Here is a 15,523-nt window from a genome sequence, read left to right as displayed (position 1 = left end):
CGAAATTAACTGGCTGTCATCTGAGTGAAAAGCTCTATTTTCAACGTCGTCTATTACAGCACAGGCGAAGCCCTTGAGCACGAAAGTCTCAAACACTTGTTTAAATTTTGTTAACTAAACCAAAAATTAGGTTAGATACTCTAGAAGGAGCTTGCAGATGACAGTGATGACCCCCTTCGATCATCTCAAAATGAGTGGAATCTGAAGCATCATGCTGAAAAGACTGCAAATAAGAAAAGCCTTCGTCACCAAGGATGACAAGTTGTGGGCAAGTCACTTGTAGGCGAAAAGACTCGGCGTGTTCAAATGACATTCGATAAAGAGACTGGCTTTGCAGCTTTACATCGTGCCGCCATATCCAGCCAGACTGATGAGCTTCAAGCCCACGCAGTATAATTGGAGCAATTAACTCAGAATCTATCTGATTTACCTTTGCCCGCCTCTCTATCGCTTCTTGTTCAGACAACATAACGCGAGTTGGCTTTCTACGAATTCTTTGACGACTCAGCACACCTTCCCTTAAACGAGAAACTGTCTCTTGCGCTTTTTCAGCCAAAGGTCCGTATCCTTCTATCTGAATCAAGCCACTGACTTGTTCAGGAAAGGCGGCACTATAGCAACTTGCAATCAAAGCACCAAGAGAATGCCCTACTAGTACCAGTCTGTTTGGTGATAAGTTAGCCAAAAACTGATAAACATCGTCAATATAGTCGTGAAAAGGATAGAAATTACTAGCTTCCTTGTGGCTAGAAAGGCCGTGACCCGGTAAATCGATTGCGCATAAATGCCAATTCGGATTGAGAGCGTGGAGAGAAGCCATCACAGATTCAAAGCTCGCCGCATTGTCTAACCAGCCATGTAAAAAAACGACCGAAAGTTCGGCCGTTTCACTGCATCCATATTCGATGGTTGCGATATGTCCATTAAGGATCTCGCGTTTTCGTTCGTCGCGCATTACTTCACTTCTTGAATCACTTTGCCCTGCCTGGTTCCATAACGAACATCGCTACAGTAGAGACCGCGACAAGGATAGAGGTAGCTGTCGAAATCATGGACTATGATACGCTCTTCAATACGCCACAAATGAAAGCCACTCGCCTTCATCACTGGGAAATCATAAGAATAGTCACCAACTTTACCTTGTTCTCGGCCTTGGCTTTTTCCAAGTAACGAGATAAGACGTCCCTCAGACAAGGTTACCGGATCAGCAAAGCCATCAACGTAGGCGACAAAACGTCCTTGGGGCTCTTGGTTGATATCTGGTTTGCCCACAGAATTTATCGGCAGATTAACCACTTCTATGCGAGTTTGATTTTTAAGATTCTTTACATCAGCGATCAATCCGCCAAGTCTTACCTCAGCGTTGGCTTGCGCCTCCGGTTGCCACTCTTGATAACTGGTAACAACATCTGGGTTTTCGGTTTTGAGGTTTTCAGGTAGAGAGCTACAAGCGGAAAGCAAAACTACGCCAGCCAGCGCACACAAAAAGCGAAAAGGTCGTTGAGTCATAACGTCACACAAAGTCTTAATTTAGATATAGATATCGACACCCAGCAGCTGTGAAAGTTCCTCGCGCTTAGCTTGGTTCATCACATCCATATACTCCTCCATCGCTTTACGGCTGCGGCCTTCAGGAAGATCATATTGGACTTGCGCTTTATGAATCTCGGACTCATTGACATGACGGATAGAATGCGCCACCGCGTTAGCCACCTTAGTAGGTTGGCTAACCGCAGCTTTATCGCCAGATTTTTTAACCTCGTTCTTCTTATTGGTTTTGTTGGCCCTATTTGGTCCGGGAACCGAAGGAGGTAATCCGTTGATTGATACCATACTTTCCGCTTATGCCTTATTTGTCCTGTCTAAACTACTCTCTACCTGGTAGTTTTTTCCAAGCAACCGTATCACGCAGATAAACTGGGCTTGCCTCTTCCGCGTCAACCGTATTGCCTTTAGCTAGCTCAAACTTCGCTAGTTGCACGATGTCTTCTGCGTCTGGAAACAAAACATCGCTCTTTTCTGTGGTAAATTTTACGCCAGCAAGTTGCTCAGAATACGCATCCCAACCGGTACCCGCAGTTAACCATTGCTGATCATCCGCAGCACTATTGTCCGATACCAATTGAGGAGGGGTGACACATTCAGCATCTACAGCATGCCAAGTGCCATCTTCTTGACGAGTAAAACGTCCCCAGTAAACCTCGCTCATACGTGCGTCAATCGCTGTTGCCACATGGCTTACACCGTGTTTTCGGTATACACCTTGTGCCATTGCTTCCAACGTAGACACGCCAATCATTGGTAAATCCGCACCGAACGCTAAACCCTGTGCAATACCAATGCCAATTCGAACACCCGTAAAGCTGCCCGGGCCGCGACCAAATGCGAGCGCGTCCAACTCAGTAAGGTTAACCCCAGCTTCTTTTAGTACTTCATCCACCATCGGCAGTACTTTTTTGGTGTGGTCTCTAGGTGCAACTTCACTGCGCACGTAAACTTTATCGTCAACTAAAAGAGCAACAGAACAGTTCTCGGTTGCTGTATCTAGAGCAAGGATCTTTACACTCATTGATATCTCTGGTTATTCGTTTGTATTGGTTGTCGGCTTGTGGGCACAAACGGCTCAAGCGAGTCGTTAGCTTGTCACAAACCATCATTGATTATGTTCGAGAAAATCCTGTACCAAAGCTAAATCTCGGGTACGAGGTATCGGTGGTAAACTCGCCAGGAAAACGCCACCGTATTCACGGGTCACTAGTCGATTATCACAGATAATCAGTGCTCCTTTATCGTTCTTATCTCGAATAAGTCGCCCTACCCCCTGCTTCAAAGTGATGACCGCATCCGGAATTTGTACCTGAGAAAACGGGTCACCGCCTTTAAGCTGACAATCTTCGATTCGCGCCTTTAACAGCGGGTCATCGGGGGCAGTAAACGGTAATTTGTCGATGATAACACAGCTCAGCGCGTCACCTCTAACATCTATCCCTTCCCAAAACGCCCCTGTTGCAACGAGCAAGGCATTACCTAGCTCCATAAACTCAGCAAGGGTTTTCTGTTTACTGGTTTCCCCTTGCATCAATACATGGACAGTCAAACGTTCTCTGAATCTTTCTCCTAGCTCTTTCATCATGCTGTGAGACGTGCAAAGGAAGAAACATCGGCCTTGGTTTTGCTCAATCACTGGCGTCAGCATATTAACCAGTTTATCCGCCATACCCGGACTATTAGGCTCTGGGAGATACCTTGGCACACATAATCGCGCTTGAGTTTGATAGTCAAAAGGGCTTGGCAGTGACATTTGTGCCTGAGGTTTTAAACCTAAACGAGACGTAAAATGGCCGAAGTCATCATTCACAGCAAGCGTCGCCGAAGTAAATACCCAAGCCCCCTGCTTTAACTCAATCTGTTCGTGGAACTTATCGGCAACCGTAAGCGGCGTAATGTGTAAGGTGAAATGGCGCGGTGTTGTTTCGTACCAGTATGAATATCCTGTAATGGAGACGTCACAAACTCTATCTAGTCGTGCCTTAATGGTATTGGCTCTTTCAAAAGCGCTATCGAGTAACTGGCTACGACCAAGAGCGAGTTTGACTACTTCAATAACAAAATCGAGCGAGTCTTCTAGGCGTCGTAACTCACGCCCGATAGATGGAGAAGTGACCGCCTCACGCCAATTGCCACGAAATCCAGGCTCTCCCAGTACGATTCTCAAATCCATTGCGGTTTGATAAAGCTTTTCTCCCGCTTTTTGCAATTGACGCATGTCTTTTGCTTCCGTGCGATAAGCAATCTCAATATCTTTGCATAACTCTTGAATCTGGCGGCTAGAGAGCGACTGACCGAAGTACTGGCTGGCGATATCCGGGAGCTGGTGCGCCTCATCAAAGACAAACACTTCGGCTTTAGGAATCAATTCACCAAAGCCGGTTTCTTTAATCGCCAGATCTGCAAGGAATAGATGGTGGTTAACCACGACTACATCTGCATCCATGGCCTTTTTTCTCGCTTTAAGTACAAAGCACTCTTGGTAACTTGGGCATTCTTTACCTAGGCAATTGTCGTTGGTTGAGGTAATGGTTGGAATAACCGGACTGTCTTCAGCGATGGCATCACAATCACCAAGATCGCCAGTTTTGGTTTCTGACGACCAACTGCGCACCTTTACCAATTGACTAAGCAAAGTTGGATCCGCACTTTGGTTGTGGCTTTCAACCATCTGACGACTCAAACGGTCTAAACAAAGGTAGTTGGCCCGACCTTTCAACAATGCAACCTGACCGTAAAAACCTAACGCATTAGTCATTAACGGCAAATCACGGTGAAACAGTTGTTCTTGGAGGTTTTTCGAGCCCGTGCTGATAATGGTTTTCTTACCACTTAACAGAGCTGGCACCAAATAGGCGAAAGTTTTACCTGTCCCTGTTCCGGCTTCAACGACCACCTGACTTTGGCTTTTGATTGCACTTGCCACCGCTTCAGCCATATCGAGCTGAGCTTGACGCGGTTGAAAGCCAGGTATTGCTTTACCTAGCGCTCCCTCAGAGGAGAAGGTCTTTGAAATCATGCACAACAGAGAGTTAATAAAGGGGGAGAGATTATGGCAGTTTTTGCACCAAGGCGCGAATGAGATTTTCGCGCCTAAGCAGCCTCAGAGATTAGCGTTTATTGAGGTAACGGTTTAACCAAGCAGGACCAGAGAATCCGTCTTGTTGGTCATCCATCATGGCACGTGCGGCTTCACTTGGGGAGGCACGGTTTTCCCACATTTCATCTAAGATTTCTTCGTCTAGTTCTTTACCGCCGGTTAAGGCGCTTACTCGTTCAGAATACAATTTACGGGCTAGTAGCTCTTTATCCATACATACCACCTAAAAGACACGCTAAGAGAACAAACACTCTTCAAATAACCTCAGCCAATCGGTTAACTCAGATTAATTGTTGAAACCAACTCGATATTAGTTTAATTGTAGCTTCAATACTGCGGGTGACCTCACCGTTCGGATGCCCGTAAAAAATTCACAATACAAAAAAAATAATTCACGGAAGTTTGAACCTAATGGAAAAGAAAACACTACTGACACACTGCACTGACGCCCCAGGTCTTATTTCAAAGATCACCAACATTTGTTACAAACACCAACTCAATATTATTCACAACAACGAGTTCGTAGATAACACAAGCGGTCACTTCTTTATGCGTACCGAGCTTGAAGGTTACTTCAATGATCAGACCTTTTTAGCCGACCTCGACCAAGCTTTGCCAGAGGGTACTAAGCGTAAATTGATAGGTTCAAATCGCAAACGAGTCGTCATTCTTGTCACCAAAGAAGCGCACTGCTTGGGTGACATCTTAATGAAGAACTACGACGGAAGCTTGGATGTTGAAATCGCAGCTGTCGTGGGTAACTACGATACTTTACAGAGCCTAACTGAGAAATTTGATATCCCTTATCACCACGTTTCTCATGAAGGGTTGAATCGTGAAGAGCACGAGAAAAAGATGCTGGAAGTTATCGACCAATACCAAGCGGACTACTTAGTTCTTGCTAAGTACATGCGTGTACTGACTCCTTCTTTTGTCGAAAAGTACCACCATAAGATTATTAATATTCACCATAGTTTCTTGCCTGCTTTCATTGGTGCTAAACCATACCAGCAAGCTTATGAGCGCGGTGTAAAGATCATTGGTGCCACAGCACACTTTGTAACTAACGATCTCGATGAAGGCCCAATCATCAAGCAAGACGTTATTCCTGTTGATCATAACTTTAGCGCCCAAGATATGGCACAAGCGGGCCGTGACGTTGAAAAGAACGTATTGAGCAAAGCTCTCAACAAAGTGCTCAATGATCACGTCTTTGTTTACGGCAATAAGACCGTAATCCTTTAAGACGCACAGATACGAAAAAGGTCTCTTCGAGAAGAGACCTTTTTTATGATAATCAGATCGTAAATTACAACTTAACTGCCAGTTCTACACCTTGCTTAATCGCGCGCACCGCATCCAACTCACCTGCGTAATCAGCACCACCGATCACATGAAGCTTCTCGCCTAATAGATGCCATTGATTTTCAAATGGTCGAACCGATTCCTGTCCCGCACAAATGATAACCGTATCGGCCTCTAGCAATTGTTGCTTGTCATCGACACTGATATGTAAGCCTTGCTGATCTATCTTGTCATAGCTCACGCCACCTAGTAGGTTCACGCCACGTTTCTCTAAAGTACGTTTATGAATCCAGCCCGTTGTTTTGCCTGGCCCTTTACCAACGCGACCTTTACGTCGCTGGAGTACCCAAACGGTTTTATCACTCATTGAATCTGGATACGGATAGAGCCCTCCAGGATGGGAGATTTCTTTATCAATTCCCCACTCATGCAACCAATCGTCCAGATTGTGACCAACAGGTTCAGTCAGCATGGTCGCTACATCAACCCCGATACCACCAGCACCGACAATTGCAACCTTATTACCGACGTAAGTCTTCTCTTTGATAAGCGTTTGGTAGTCAACCACTTTTTCTGGCGTTTCGATACCATCAATTTTAACCTTGCGCGGCTCTACCCCTGATGCCATCACCACTTCATCATATTCAGCAAGAAGGTCGTAATTGGCATCGGTTTCTAGGTGAAGCTTCACCCCTGTTTCATCAATTCTATTGGCAAAGTAGCGAATCGTTTCTCTGAACTCTTCTTTACCCGGAATTTGCATCGCTAGACGGAACTGGCCACCAATTCTGTCATTACGCTCAAACAGGTCAACATGATGCCCTCTTTCCGCTAATGTTGTCGCACAGGCTAAGCCAGCTGGCCCCGCACCAACAACCGCAATATTCTTTTTCACATCGGTCGGTATCACCGTTAGTTCTGTTTCTCGACACGCGAGAGGATTCACTAAGCAACCAGCTCGCTTGCCTTTAAACACATTGTCTAGACACGCTTGGTTACAACCGATACACGTATTAATCATTTGAGAGCGATTTTGCTCAGCTTTAATCACAAAGTGAGGATCAGCAAGGAACGGACGTGCCATAGAAACCATATCGGCATGGCCACTGGCAAGAATGTTTTCGGCTTCCTCTGGGGTGTTAATACGGTTACAAGTCACAATAGGCACATTGACATGAGGGCGTACCTTTTCTGTTACCCAAGTAAATGCCCCGCGTGGCACCTGAGTCGCGATGGTTGGAATCCGAGCTTCATGCCAACCAATACCCGTGTTGATAATCGTCACACCTGCATTTTCTAGCTCTTTTGCCAGCATAACCACTTCATCAAAAGTACTGCCTTCCTCAACCAGATCGAGCATTGAAAGGCGGAAAATGATGATGAACTCTTTTCCTGCTGCTTGGCGTATCGCTTTCACTACTTCGAGAGGGAAACGAATGCGATTTTCATAACTACCGCCCCATTCGTCATAACGTGTATTGGTGCGCTTACAAATGAACTGATTCAGCAAGTAACCTTCTGAGCCCATGACTTCAACGCCATCGTAACCTGCTTGCTGCGCAAGGGCGGCACTGTTGGCGAATGCATCAATGGTCTTTTTAATTTGACGGGTGCTCATTTCACTTGGCGCAAAACGAGCAATTGGCGCTTTAATCGAAGAGGCACTTTGCGCAAAAGGGTGCATTGCGTATCGGCCAGCATGAAGCAACTGAAGCGCGATTTTACCACCATGCTGATGCACGGCTTCAGTAACGACTTTATGTGCTTTGGCGTGTTTTGCTTTGCTAAACTCCGCACTAAATGGATGTAATCGACCACGTAGATTCGGTGAAAATCCGCCTGTTACAATAAGCCCTACACCACCTTTTGCACGTTCTGCGTAAAAGGCTGCAAGCTTACCCAGCCCTTCTTTATGTTCTTCTAATCCGGTGTGCATAGAACCCATTAACACTCGATTGCGTATTTGGGTAAATCCTAGATCCAGTGGCTGAAGTAAATTCGGGTACATGGTAGACATCACTTTACTCTTTTATTGTTGTGGTCTGACCACAATATGAAGAGCTTAAATAAAAATCAAACACCTGTTTACATTTTTGTAACACCGATCAATCTTCTGGTTGTTTGGGTATACTAGTTTAAGTAGGATGGAACTTATCTGAACTTAAATGCTCATAGAGCGGATAAGCCTTAATCTGCGGTTTCCGTAGCGGAGAAAAAATGAAAAAAATATTTAAATTCGTTGGCCTGTTTTTTAAAGGGATTTGGAAGCTCATCACTTTCATTCGTCTTGCCCTCGTCAACCTGATCTTTTTAGCGAGTATCGGCGTCATCTATTTCATCTACACCAGTGCAGATACACCAACGCCTACAGTGCCAAAAGAGTCGGCACTGATTCTGAATATTTCAGGACCTATCGTCGAACAGCCAACCTATGTAAACCCTATGGATTCATTAACAGGATCTTTCTTTGGTCAAAGCCTGCCTAAAGAAAACGTCTTGTTCGACATTGTAGACACCATTCGTCACGCCAAAGATGACTCCCAAGTGAGTGGAATTGTCTTAGCACTGCGTGATATGCCAGAAACAAACCTCACTAAGCTACGTTACATTGCAAAAGCGTTGAATGAGTTTAAAGCCTCTGGCAAGCCTATTTATGCCGTGGGCGATATGTACAACCAAAGCCAGTACTACCTTGCAAGCTACGCAGACAAAATCTACCTCGCTCCAGATGGCGCAGTGATGCTCAAAGGCTACAGTGCTTATACTCTGTACTATAAAACCCTGCTAGAAAACCTAGATGTGAATACGCATGTCTTCCGAGTTGGTACTTACAAGTCCGCTATCGAACCGTTTGTACGTGACGACATGTCTAAAGAGGCTAAAGCGTCAGCCTCGCGTTGGCTTGGACAGCTTTGGGGCGCATACGTAGATGACGTTGCAACAAATCGCCAGCTCTCCGCCGATGCAATTACGCCAGATATGGATGAGTTCCTAGCGCTGCTCAAAGAAAACCAAGGCGACCTTGCTGCTCTTTCACTCAATGTTGGCTTAGTTGATGAGCTCGCAACACGCCAACAAGTGCGTAAACAGCTAATCGATGTCTTCGGTAGCAATGGAGAAGATAGCTACAACTACGTTGATTATTACGAATATCAATCAACCATGAGCCCAAGCTTTGACTTAGCGGCAGACGATATTGCTGTGGTAGTGGCAAGTGGATCTATTATGGATGGCTCTCAGCCACGCGGTACGGTTGGTGGTGATACGGTAGCAGCCCTTCTGCGCCAAGCGCGCAACGATGACAAAGTGAAAGCGGTTGTTCTGCGTGTAGATAGCCCGGGCGGCAGTGCATTTGCCTCTGAAGTGATCCGCAATGAAGTTGACGCGCTTAAAGAAGCAGGTAAACCTGTGGTGGTTTCTATGTCGAGCTTAGCGGCCTCTGGGGGTTACTGGATCTCAATGAGTGCTGACAGCATTGTTGCACAGCCAACCACGCTAACCGGCTCCATTGGTATCTTTAGTGTTATTACTACCTTTGAAAAAGGACTCAACAAGCTAGGCATCTACACTGACGGTGTGGGCACATCACCATTCTCTGATGTTGGTGTTACCACCGGACTTTCGAAAGGCGCTTCGCAAGCTTTCCAAATGGGCATCGAGCATGGCTACAACCGATTTGTCGGCTTAGTGAGTCAATCGCGCGAAATCCCTCTCGATAAAGTAGATGGTGTTGCTCAAGGTCGAGTTTGGACAGGACAAGATGCGTTAGAGCTTGGTTTAGTTGATAAAATTGGCGACTTCGATGATGCCGTGGCGTTAGCCGCTAAAATGGCTGAAGTAGAAAGCTACAACTTATACTGGGTTGAAGAGCCGCTTTCACCTGCGCAGCAATTTGTGCAAGACTTTATGAATCAAGTTAGCGCATCATTAGGCATCAATGCCACAGCGTTACTGCCAGCCGCATTACAACCAGTTGCAACACAAGTGATTCAAGATGCCAATATGCTGCAAAGCTACAACGACCCTAAAGGTCAGTACGCTTTCTGTTTAAACTGTCAGGTTCAGTAGTCAGTAACTCTGGTCAGACCTAGATTAGTTTCGCAGCGACTACAATGCTGAGTATCAAGATAGGGGGATTCCTGTGCGGAAGCCCCCTTTTTATTGGCTTGGATTAATATATAATCCCACGCTCTGTTCCCCCTACAATTAACTGGTTTCAAAGCAATGGCAAGAAAACATATTTATATCGCCTACACTGGCGGTACCATTGGTATGCAAAAATCCCATGATCACGGTTATGTCCCAGTGGCTGGTTTCATGGAAAAACAACTAGCAAGCATGCCAGAGTTCCACCGTCCAGAAATGCCTGAGTTTACCATTCATGAGTACGATCCACTTATCGACTCATCGGATATGACACCAGCAGATTGGCAGCAAATTGCAGACGATATTCGCGCTAACTATGATAAGTACGATGGTTTTGTCATCTTGCATGGCACCGATACTATGGCATATACCGCCTCTGCACTTTCGTTCATGCTCGAAAACCTTGGCAAGCCGGTTATCGTCACTGGCTCGCAGATCCCTCTGGCGGAACTTCGTTCTGATGGTCAAGCAAACCTGCTAAATGCGCTGCACATTGCCGCTAACTATCCAATTAATGAAGTGACGTTGTTCTTCAACAATAAGCTTATGCGTGGTAACCGCAGCACTAAATCTCATGCTGATGGTTTTAACGCCTTTACGTCACCAAACCTTCCACCACTGCTTGAAGCGGGTATCAACATCCAAATTAGTAGTGAGATAGAAGTGGGCGCTAAGCCTGAAGGTGAGTTCAAAGTTCATGACATAACACCACAGCCAATCGGTGTCATTACTATGTACCCTGGCATTTCGCATGAAGTCATTCGCAACACGCTACTGCAACCTGTAAATGCCATGATACTCTTGACGTTTGGAGTAGGTAACGCACCGCAGAACCCTGAGCTGTTAGGACACCTGAAAGATGCGTCTGAACGTGGTGTTATTGTCGTTAACCTAACTCAATGTTTAGCTGGTAAAGTCAATATGGGTGGCTACGCGACTGGCTGTGCTCTCGCTGAAGCAGGGGTGATCAGCGGTTACGACATGACACCAGAAGCGGCTCTGGCGAAACTTCACTTCCTACTCAGCCAAGGGCTTAGCTACGAGCAAGTAAAAGTGAAGATGCAGCAAGTTCTGCGTGGTGAAATGAGTATTTAAGTACCAAATCCTATTAAAAAACCGGCGACTATGCCGGTTTTTTGGTAGTTAGGTAAACGCGATACTAGAAAGGAAATACCGTATTCATATTGGACGACATTAAATCTCTTAGCTTGAAGAGCCCTTCCTCTAAACGCTCATCAGTACTAACTGACATCAGCGATAAACGTATATGGTTTGTCCCCTCACCACTTGCGTCAAAGTAGCTCCCACTGCTAACAATAACACCACGATTTTTGGCTTCCATCATGAACCGTTCCTGTGGCCACGATTTTGGCAAAGGAACCCATAGATGATACCCAGCCGCAGAACTATCAACGTCAGTCAAAATTTCTCGCGCTATTTTTTGCCGCTTCTGGGCAACACTTCTTTGATTTGCAGCGATTTCGAACGCCTCGCCAGATTCGATCATATTTGTGGCAGCAATATAATTAATCGGAGAAGATAACCAGATGTTTGCGCGTATATGAGCATTGATCAACGCTACCTGTCTATCAGGTACTTTGACATACCCGCAACGCATTGCGGGGCTGATTGCTTTGGAAAGCCCCGAAATATGAAATGCATAATCTGGTGCAAAGTTACTCACTGCTGGCAAAGTCATTTGATCCAGAAAACAATAAATATCGTCTTCTATAAGCCAAACTTCATTGTCATTGACTACTTTAGCAATCTCTTTTCGGCGAGACTCTGGCATTGTTATCCCTGTCGGGTTTTGGTGAGAAGGAACGACAATGACAGCCTTGATATCGTGTTGAAGAATTGAATTCTCTAGTTCCGTAGGCGACATCCCTTCTTCATCCATAGGTATGGCGACTACTTGTCTGCCAGACAAACTGGCAATCGCTAAAATCCCAGGGTAGGTCAGCGCCTCAACAGCAATTGCATCTCCAGGCTTCGTTAGTGCGTTTATTAGCAAAGATAAGGCATGCTGCGCCCCATTCGTGAGCAGGGTATTTTTCGTGTTCCCACCTTCAAGGCCAAAATATTTCGCCCATTCAACACCTGCTCGCCTATGTTCTTCATGCCCCGAATGCTCCGTATAACCAATCAAATCAGCAGACAGCGTTTGACTAGCCACTTCTAATGCTTTCTTTAGTTGTGGAACATTTTTGTATAGACAAGGCTGAAGAATCGAAAAGTTGTAATCCTTCTCGTCTTCTGGAGGTTGAATCGCTTGATTTAGTGTTACCTCACCACATACAAATGTGCCTCTTCCGACAAAAGACTCCACTCTTCCTTTTTCAGCCAGCAACTTGTAAGCCTTCGCGACTGTCGCGGGCGTGGTATCAAGTTCATCAGCAAGAGTACGGTGCGGTGGCAATTTAAAGTTAACTGGATATTCACCTCGGTCAATTCGTAACTCAATTGCCTCGGCTATCTGATTAAACTTATTCTCGCTCACCTTGAATTCCTCTCTGTCTCACGGTTAAGAACATTATGACCTAGTTTAATTAGCATTGAAATGTAATTAACATTTTAAAACAAAATTATTGACATATGTCATTATCAACAATTACATTAGCCAAATAAATAATAACAACGTCAAACTAGGCATACGGAAAATGTTACATTTAAAAAAAGAGCCTCAAGAAACGCTCGAAATACAGGAAATCTACATCCCATACGACTCTTCCCAGAAGTTGAAAAGCGCATTTTCACATCTACGAATGAGTGATGATAGTACATGGTTAAATTCTAAAGAGTGGCTAGGAAGTACTGTTAAACATAGCCTTCCCAATAATATTGTGGAGGCCATTGAAAATTTCACCCGCTCAGAACAACAGTCGGCGTTAATCATTCGAGGGCTCCCTGTCGATGCTGACCTGTGTTCAACTCCTTACCAAGGCTACCTACCTCCAAGTAAAACACCTTTAGCAAGCGCTTGTCATATTGGCATATATCAATTAGCCAAAATTGAACCTATCGCCTATAAAACCGAAAACAATGGCTTTCTATTTAGGCATGTTGTTCCTTCCATTCATTCTAGGAACGAAAAGTCTTCTCACGGTTCAACACATACTTTTGGCCACCATGTCGACAATCCTGACCTCCCCTTATTGAGTGAAGATGTAAATCAGAAAAGTGGTTGTCCTGAATACCTATCACTCATGGCCCTTCGTACAGATCTAAGAGTTCGCTCTAACTTCGTGCTGCTAGACGATATCCTGAACAACCTAAGTCAAGGAGTCATCGATGCATTGAGCTTACCTCAATTCCAAATAGCTCGACCTGATTCATTTGGGCAAGACATTCGCACTGTGTTGCCTCTCCTAACTTTCAATAAATCAGGGACCGCACTTTGCCGTTACGACAAAGAGAATACAACGCCACTCAATGAACAAGCTGCTGCAGCATTGGTGATGCTAGATGCCCAGCTGAAAGAGACTAGCTTGCAAAACTCAATCACTTATCAGCCAGGAGACCTGCTGATTATTAAGAATCAAAGGTTGCTGCATAGCAGAGAAGGGTTTTCTCCACGCGACGACGGTACCGATCGCTGGCTGATGCGTCTGTTTGGTATGGAGTCTTTATCACGACTAGTACAAGCCTACCCAGACGTAAAACACATAGGAAAAGACTAAAAAGGAAAATTATTATGGAAATCAAAAATGTAGCATTTCTTGGCTTAGGTGTTATGGGTTACCCAATGGCCGGACATATTTCTAAAGCTGGGTTTAACACTCGCGTTTATAACCGTACGGAAACCAAAGCGAGAAAGTGGGCGACTGAATATTCTGGTGAATTTGCCAATACACCAGCTACAGCGGCGAAAGGCTGTGATGTGGTTGCAATCTGTGTAGGAAATGACGACGACGTTCGAAGTGTTGTCTTTGGGAAAGATGGTGCGTTAGTCAGCATGGAAGCTGGCTCAGTGCTGATTGACCATACAACCACTTCTGCTGAATTAGCCCTTGAACTCGCAGACGCCTGCTCGGCTAAAGGAGTACAGTTCATCGACGCTCCTGTTTCAGGCGGTCAAGCAGGTGCAGAGAACGGTGCGCTGACCATTATGTGCGGAGGAGATTCAAATACGTTCAAAAGCCTATCTCCCTTGCTTGATGCATACGGCAAGCAATCTGTGCTGCTAGGAGAAAATGGGCAAGGTCAGCGTTGCAAAATGGTGAATCAAGTTTGTATCGCTGGGATATTGCAAGGCTTAAGCGAAGCACTTCAGCTCGCTCAATCTTCAGGCTTAGACGTAAAGCAAGTCGTCGATGTACTACAGCATGGCGCTGCGGGGTCTTGGCAAATGGAGAACCGCGCAGTCACCATGTCTAAAAATGAATTCGACTTTGGCTTTGCCATTGACTGGATGCGTAAAGATTTAGGCATCTGCTTAAACGAAGCAGCGAAGAACAGACTGCATCTCCCAATGACCAAAGAAGTGGATGGCATGTATCAAACACTTCAAGAGCAAGGTTTTGGTCGAATGGATACATCCGTTTTAGTAAAAGCATACCAACAGCAATAAGGAGCAAAATACTATGGAATGGCTAGGTAATGATATTACCCTTTGGATTTTAATTGCTCTGATGATTTCAGCATTTGCTGCTGGTTTCATTGACAGTGTCGCGGGTGGTGGTGGTCTTATATTAGTTCCATCTTTTATATTGGCAGGGTTACCGCCTCAGATCGCTTTAGGCCAAGAGAAGATTGTCAGCACTCTAGGCACTATAGCTGCGATACGTAATTTCATGCGAAATAAGTGCGTCGTTTGGACCGCTGTTGCAACGGGTATCCCAGCAGGGCTTGCTGGGGCTTACTTCGGTGCTGAGGCTATTTTATATTTCGAGCCAGAGACTATTGGTAAAATCATTTTGGGAATGCTGCCTATTGGTATCGTTTTATCGTTTATTCCCAAGAAAAACAACGCTTCATCTGAAGAGAAACCAATCAATAAGCATGTTATTTTGTTCGGCGTTCCTTCGGCTGTTTTTGTCATTGGTTTTTACGATGGCTTCTTCGGACCAGGAACCGGAAGCTTTTTAATCCTTGCGCTACATTACCTTTTAAGGTTTGACTTAGTCTCTGCATCAGCAACATCAAAGTTGTTCAACTTTGCCTCCAATATTGGTGCGCTGATTGCGTTTATGCTGGCAGGTAGCGTCCTCTATGCGTTGGCATTGCCTTTGGTTGCAATGAACTTACTAGGAAATCACTTTGGAAGCGCTTCAGCAATGAAATATGGTGCAAAGCTTATCCAACGAACAATCTCACTCTCGTTGACGCTTCTCATGTGCTCACTTGGCTATAAATTTTTAGTCGCATAATCTATGTATAAGTTAACCTCTTACTAAGCGGCCTATCGGCCGCTTTTAATTTGTA

14 protein-coding genes are annotated in these 15,523 nt (G+C 45.2%); 6 read left to right on the top strand and 8 right to left on the bottom strand.

Annotation, left to right across the window (positions count from 1 at the left end; genetic code table 11):
• Positions 1 to 100: 100 nt before the first annotated feature.
• From AC5O63_RS08825 to AC5O63_RS08800, 6 genes are all read right to left on the bottom strand, one after another.
• Positions 101 to 955 carry an alpha/beta fold hydrolase gene (locus AC5O63_RS08825; protein WP_494504682.1) on the bottom strand — a complete coding sequence of 285 codons (855 nt, stop codon included), beginning with the start codon at positions 953 to 955 and terminating at the stop codon, positions 101 to 103.
• Positions 955 to 1,509 (bottom strand): Slp family lipoprotein, encoded by a 555-nt coding sequence (locus AC5O63_RS08820; RefSeq protein ID WP_494504681.1) that lies wholly within the window; start codon positions 1,507 to 1,509, stop codon positions 955 to 957. Before AC5O63_RS08820 ends, AC5O63_RS08825 begins: the two co-directional genes overlap by 1 nt.
• A 21-nt stretch (positions 1,510 to 1,530) precedes the next feature.
• On the bottom strand, positions 1,531 to 1,833 hold the full coding sequence (locus AC5O63_RS08815; RefSeq protein WP_171321100.1) for a chromosome partitioning protein ParA: 303 nt from the start codon (positions 1,831 to 1,833) through the stop codon (positions 1,531 to 1,533).
• A 34-nt stretch (positions 1,834 to 1,867) separates the two neighbouring features.
• Positions 1,868 to 2,569, bottom strand: a complete 702-nt coding sequence (gene tsaB / locus AC5O63_RS08810) for a tRNA (adenosine(37)-N6)-threonylcarbamoyltransferase complex dimerization subunit type 1 TsaB (RefSeq protein ID WP_494504680.1) — start codon at positions 2,567 to 2,569, stop codon at positions 1,868 to 1,870.
• Between the two features lie 84 nt (positions 2,570 to 2,653).
• Positions 2,654 to 4,567 carry a DNA repair helicase YoaA gene (gene yoaA / locus AC5O63_RS08805; protein ID WP_494504679.1) on the bottom strand — a complete coding sequence of 638 codons (1,914 nt, stop codon included), beginning with the start codon at positions 4,565 to 4,567 and terminating at the stop codon, positions 2,654 to 2,656.
• A 91-nt stretch (positions 4,568 to 4,658) separates the two neighbouring features.
• Positions 4,659 to 4,862: a hypothetical protein gene (locus tag AC5O63_RS08800; protein WP_004746521.1), complete on the bottom strand. Its 204-nt coding sequence runs from the start codon at positions 4,860 to 4,862 to the stop codon at positions 4,659 to 4,661.
• 197 nt (positions 4,863 to 5,059) lie between these two features.
• Here AC5O63_RS08800 and purU point away from each other — a divergent pair, with 197 nt between their 5' ends.
• On the top strand, positions 5,060 to 5,893 hold the full coding sequence (gene purU / locus AC5O63_RS08795) for a formyltetrahydrofolate deformylase (protein ID WP_494504678.1): 834 nt from the start codon (positions 5,060 to 5,062) through the stop codon (positions 5,891 to 5,893).
• Between the two features lie 64 nt (positions 5,894 to 5,957).
• On the opposite strand, the gene AC5O63_RS08790 is transcribed toward purU, so the two are convergent.
• Positions 5,958 to 7,970: a 2,4-dienoyl-CoA reductase FMN-binding domain-containing protein gene (locus AC5O63_RS08790; RefSeq protein ID WP_494504677.1), complete on the bottom strand. Its 2,013-nt coding sequence runs from the start codon at positions 7,968 to 7,970 to the stop codon at positions 5,958 to 5,960.
• 200 nt (positions 7,971 to 8,170) lie between these two features.
• Between AC5O63_RS08790 and sppA the strand changes: the two genes are divergently transcribed.
• Together sppA and ansA are read left to right on the top strand one after the other, a co-directional pair.
• Positions 8,171 to 10,021: a signal peptide peptidase SppA gene (sppA, locus tag AC5O63_RS08785; RefSeq protein ID WP_494504676.1), complete on the top strand. Its 1,851-nt coding sequence runs from the start codon at positions 8,171 to 8,173 to the stop codon at positions 10,019 to 10,021.
• 156 nt (positions 10,022 to 10,177) lie between these two features.
• The gene (ansA, locus tag AC5O63_RS08780) at positions 10,178 to 11,194 is read left to right on the top strand and encodes an asparaginase (protein WP_004749650.1); all 1,017 of its coding nucleotides are present in this window, start codon (positions 10,178 to 10,180) and stop codon (positions 11,192 to 11,194) included.
• 64 nt (positions 11,195 to 11,258) lie between these two features.
• On the opposite strand, the gene AC5O63_RS08775 is transcribed toward ansA, so the two are convergent.
• Entirely contained in the window at positions 11,259 to 12,599 is a 1,341-nt protein-coding gene (locus AC5O63_RS08775; protein ID WP_494504675.1) for an aminotransferase-like domain-containing protein, read from the bottom strand.
• A gap of 160 nt (positions 12,600 to 12,759) precedes the next feature.
• Here AC5O63_RS08775 and AC5O63_RS08770 point away from each other — a divergent pair, with 160 nt between their 5' ends.
• Genes AC5O63_RS08770 through AC5O63_RS08760 form a run of 3 tightly spaced genes read left to right on the top strand, consistent with a single transcriptional unit; the run spans position 12,760 to position 15,468 of the window.
• On the top strand, positions 12,760 to 13,779 hold the full coding sequence (locus AC5O63_RS08770) for a TauD/TfdA family dioxygenase (protein ID WP_494504674.1): 1,020 nt from the start codon (positions 12,760 to 12,762) through the stop codon (positions 13,777 to 13,779).
• 14 nt (positions 13,780 to 13,793) lie between these two features.
• Complete coding sequence (locus tag AC5O63_RS08765) at positions 13,794 to 14,669, top strand: NAD(P)-dependent oxidoreductase (RefSeq protein ID WP_494504673.1); 876 nt, start codon at positions 13,794 to 13,796, stop codon at positions 14,667 to 14,669.
• 13 nt (positions 14,670 to 14,682) lie between these two features.
• Positions 14,683 to 15,468, top strand: coding sequence for a sulfite exporter TauE/SafE family protein (locus AC5O63_RS08760; protein ID WP_494504672.1), 786 nt, complete (start codon positions 14,683 to 14,685; stop codon positions 15,466 to 15,468).
• Positions 15,469 to 15,523 lie beyond the last annotated feature (55 nt).

The organism is Vibrio sp. SCP2, from assembly GCF_059295395.1.
The sequence above is the reverse complement of the archived record's forward strand: the minus strand, read 5'-3'. Positions and strand labels throughout refer to the sequence as shown.

What these genes read in the sequence shown, in the direction of transcription:
- AC5O63_RS08815 (WP_171321100.1), bottom strand. Translation starts at nt 1,833, where the DNA reads ATGGTATCAATCAACGGATTACCTCCTTCGGTTCCCGGACCAAATAGG.
- yoaA (WP_494504679.1), bottom strand. Translation starts at nt 4,567, where the DNA reads ATGATTTCAAAGACCTTCTCCTCTGAGGGAGCGCTAGGTAAAGCAATA.
- sppA (WP_494504676.1), top strand. Translation starts at nt 8,171, where the DNA reads ATGAAAAAAATATTTAAATTCGTTGGCCTGTTTTTTAAAGGGATTTGG.
- AC5O63_RS08760 (WP_494504672.1), top strand. Translation starts at nt 14,683, where the DNA reads ATGGAATGGCTAGGTAATGATATTACCCTTTGGATTTTAATTGCTCTG.
- purU (WP_494504678.1), top strand. Translation starts at nt 5,060, where the DNA reads ATGGAAAAGAAAACACTACTGACACACTGCACTGACGCCCCAGGTCTT.
- AC5O63_RS08800 (WP_004746521.1), bottom strand. Translation starts at nt 4,862, where the DNA reads ATGGATAAAGAGCTACTAGCCCGTAAATTGTATTCTGAACGAGTAAGC.
- AC5O63_RS08765 (WP_494504673.1), top strand. Translation starts at nt 13,794, where the DNA reads ATGGAAATCAAAAATGTAGCATTTCTTGGCTTAGGTGTTATGGGTTAC.
- AC5O63_RS08790 (WP_494504677.1), bottom strand. Translation starts at nt 7,970, where the DNA reads ATGTCTACCATGTACCCGAATTTACTTCAGCCACTGGATCTAGGATTT.
- AC5O63_RS08825 (WP_494504682.1), bottom strand. Translation starts at nt 955, where the DNA reads ATGCGCGACGAACGAAAACGCGAGATCCTTAATGGACATATCGCAACC.
- ansA (WP_004749650.1), top strand. Translation starts at nt 10,178, where the DNA reads ATGGCAAGAAAACATATTTATATCGCCTACACTGGCGGTACCATTGGT.
- AC5O63_RS08770 (WP_494504674.1), top strand. Translation starts at nt 12,760, where the DNA reads ATGTTACATTTAAAAAAAGAGCCTCAAGAAACGCTCGAAATACAGGAA.
- AC5O63_RS08820 (WP_494504681.1), bottom strand. Translation starts at nt 1,509, where the DNA reads ATGACTCAACGACCTTTTCGCTTTTTGTGTGCGCTGGCTGGCGTAGTT.
- tsaB (WP_494504680.1), bottom strand. Translation starts at nt 2,569, where the DNA reads ATGAGTGTAAAGATCCTTGCTCTAGATACAGCAACCGAGAACTGTTCT.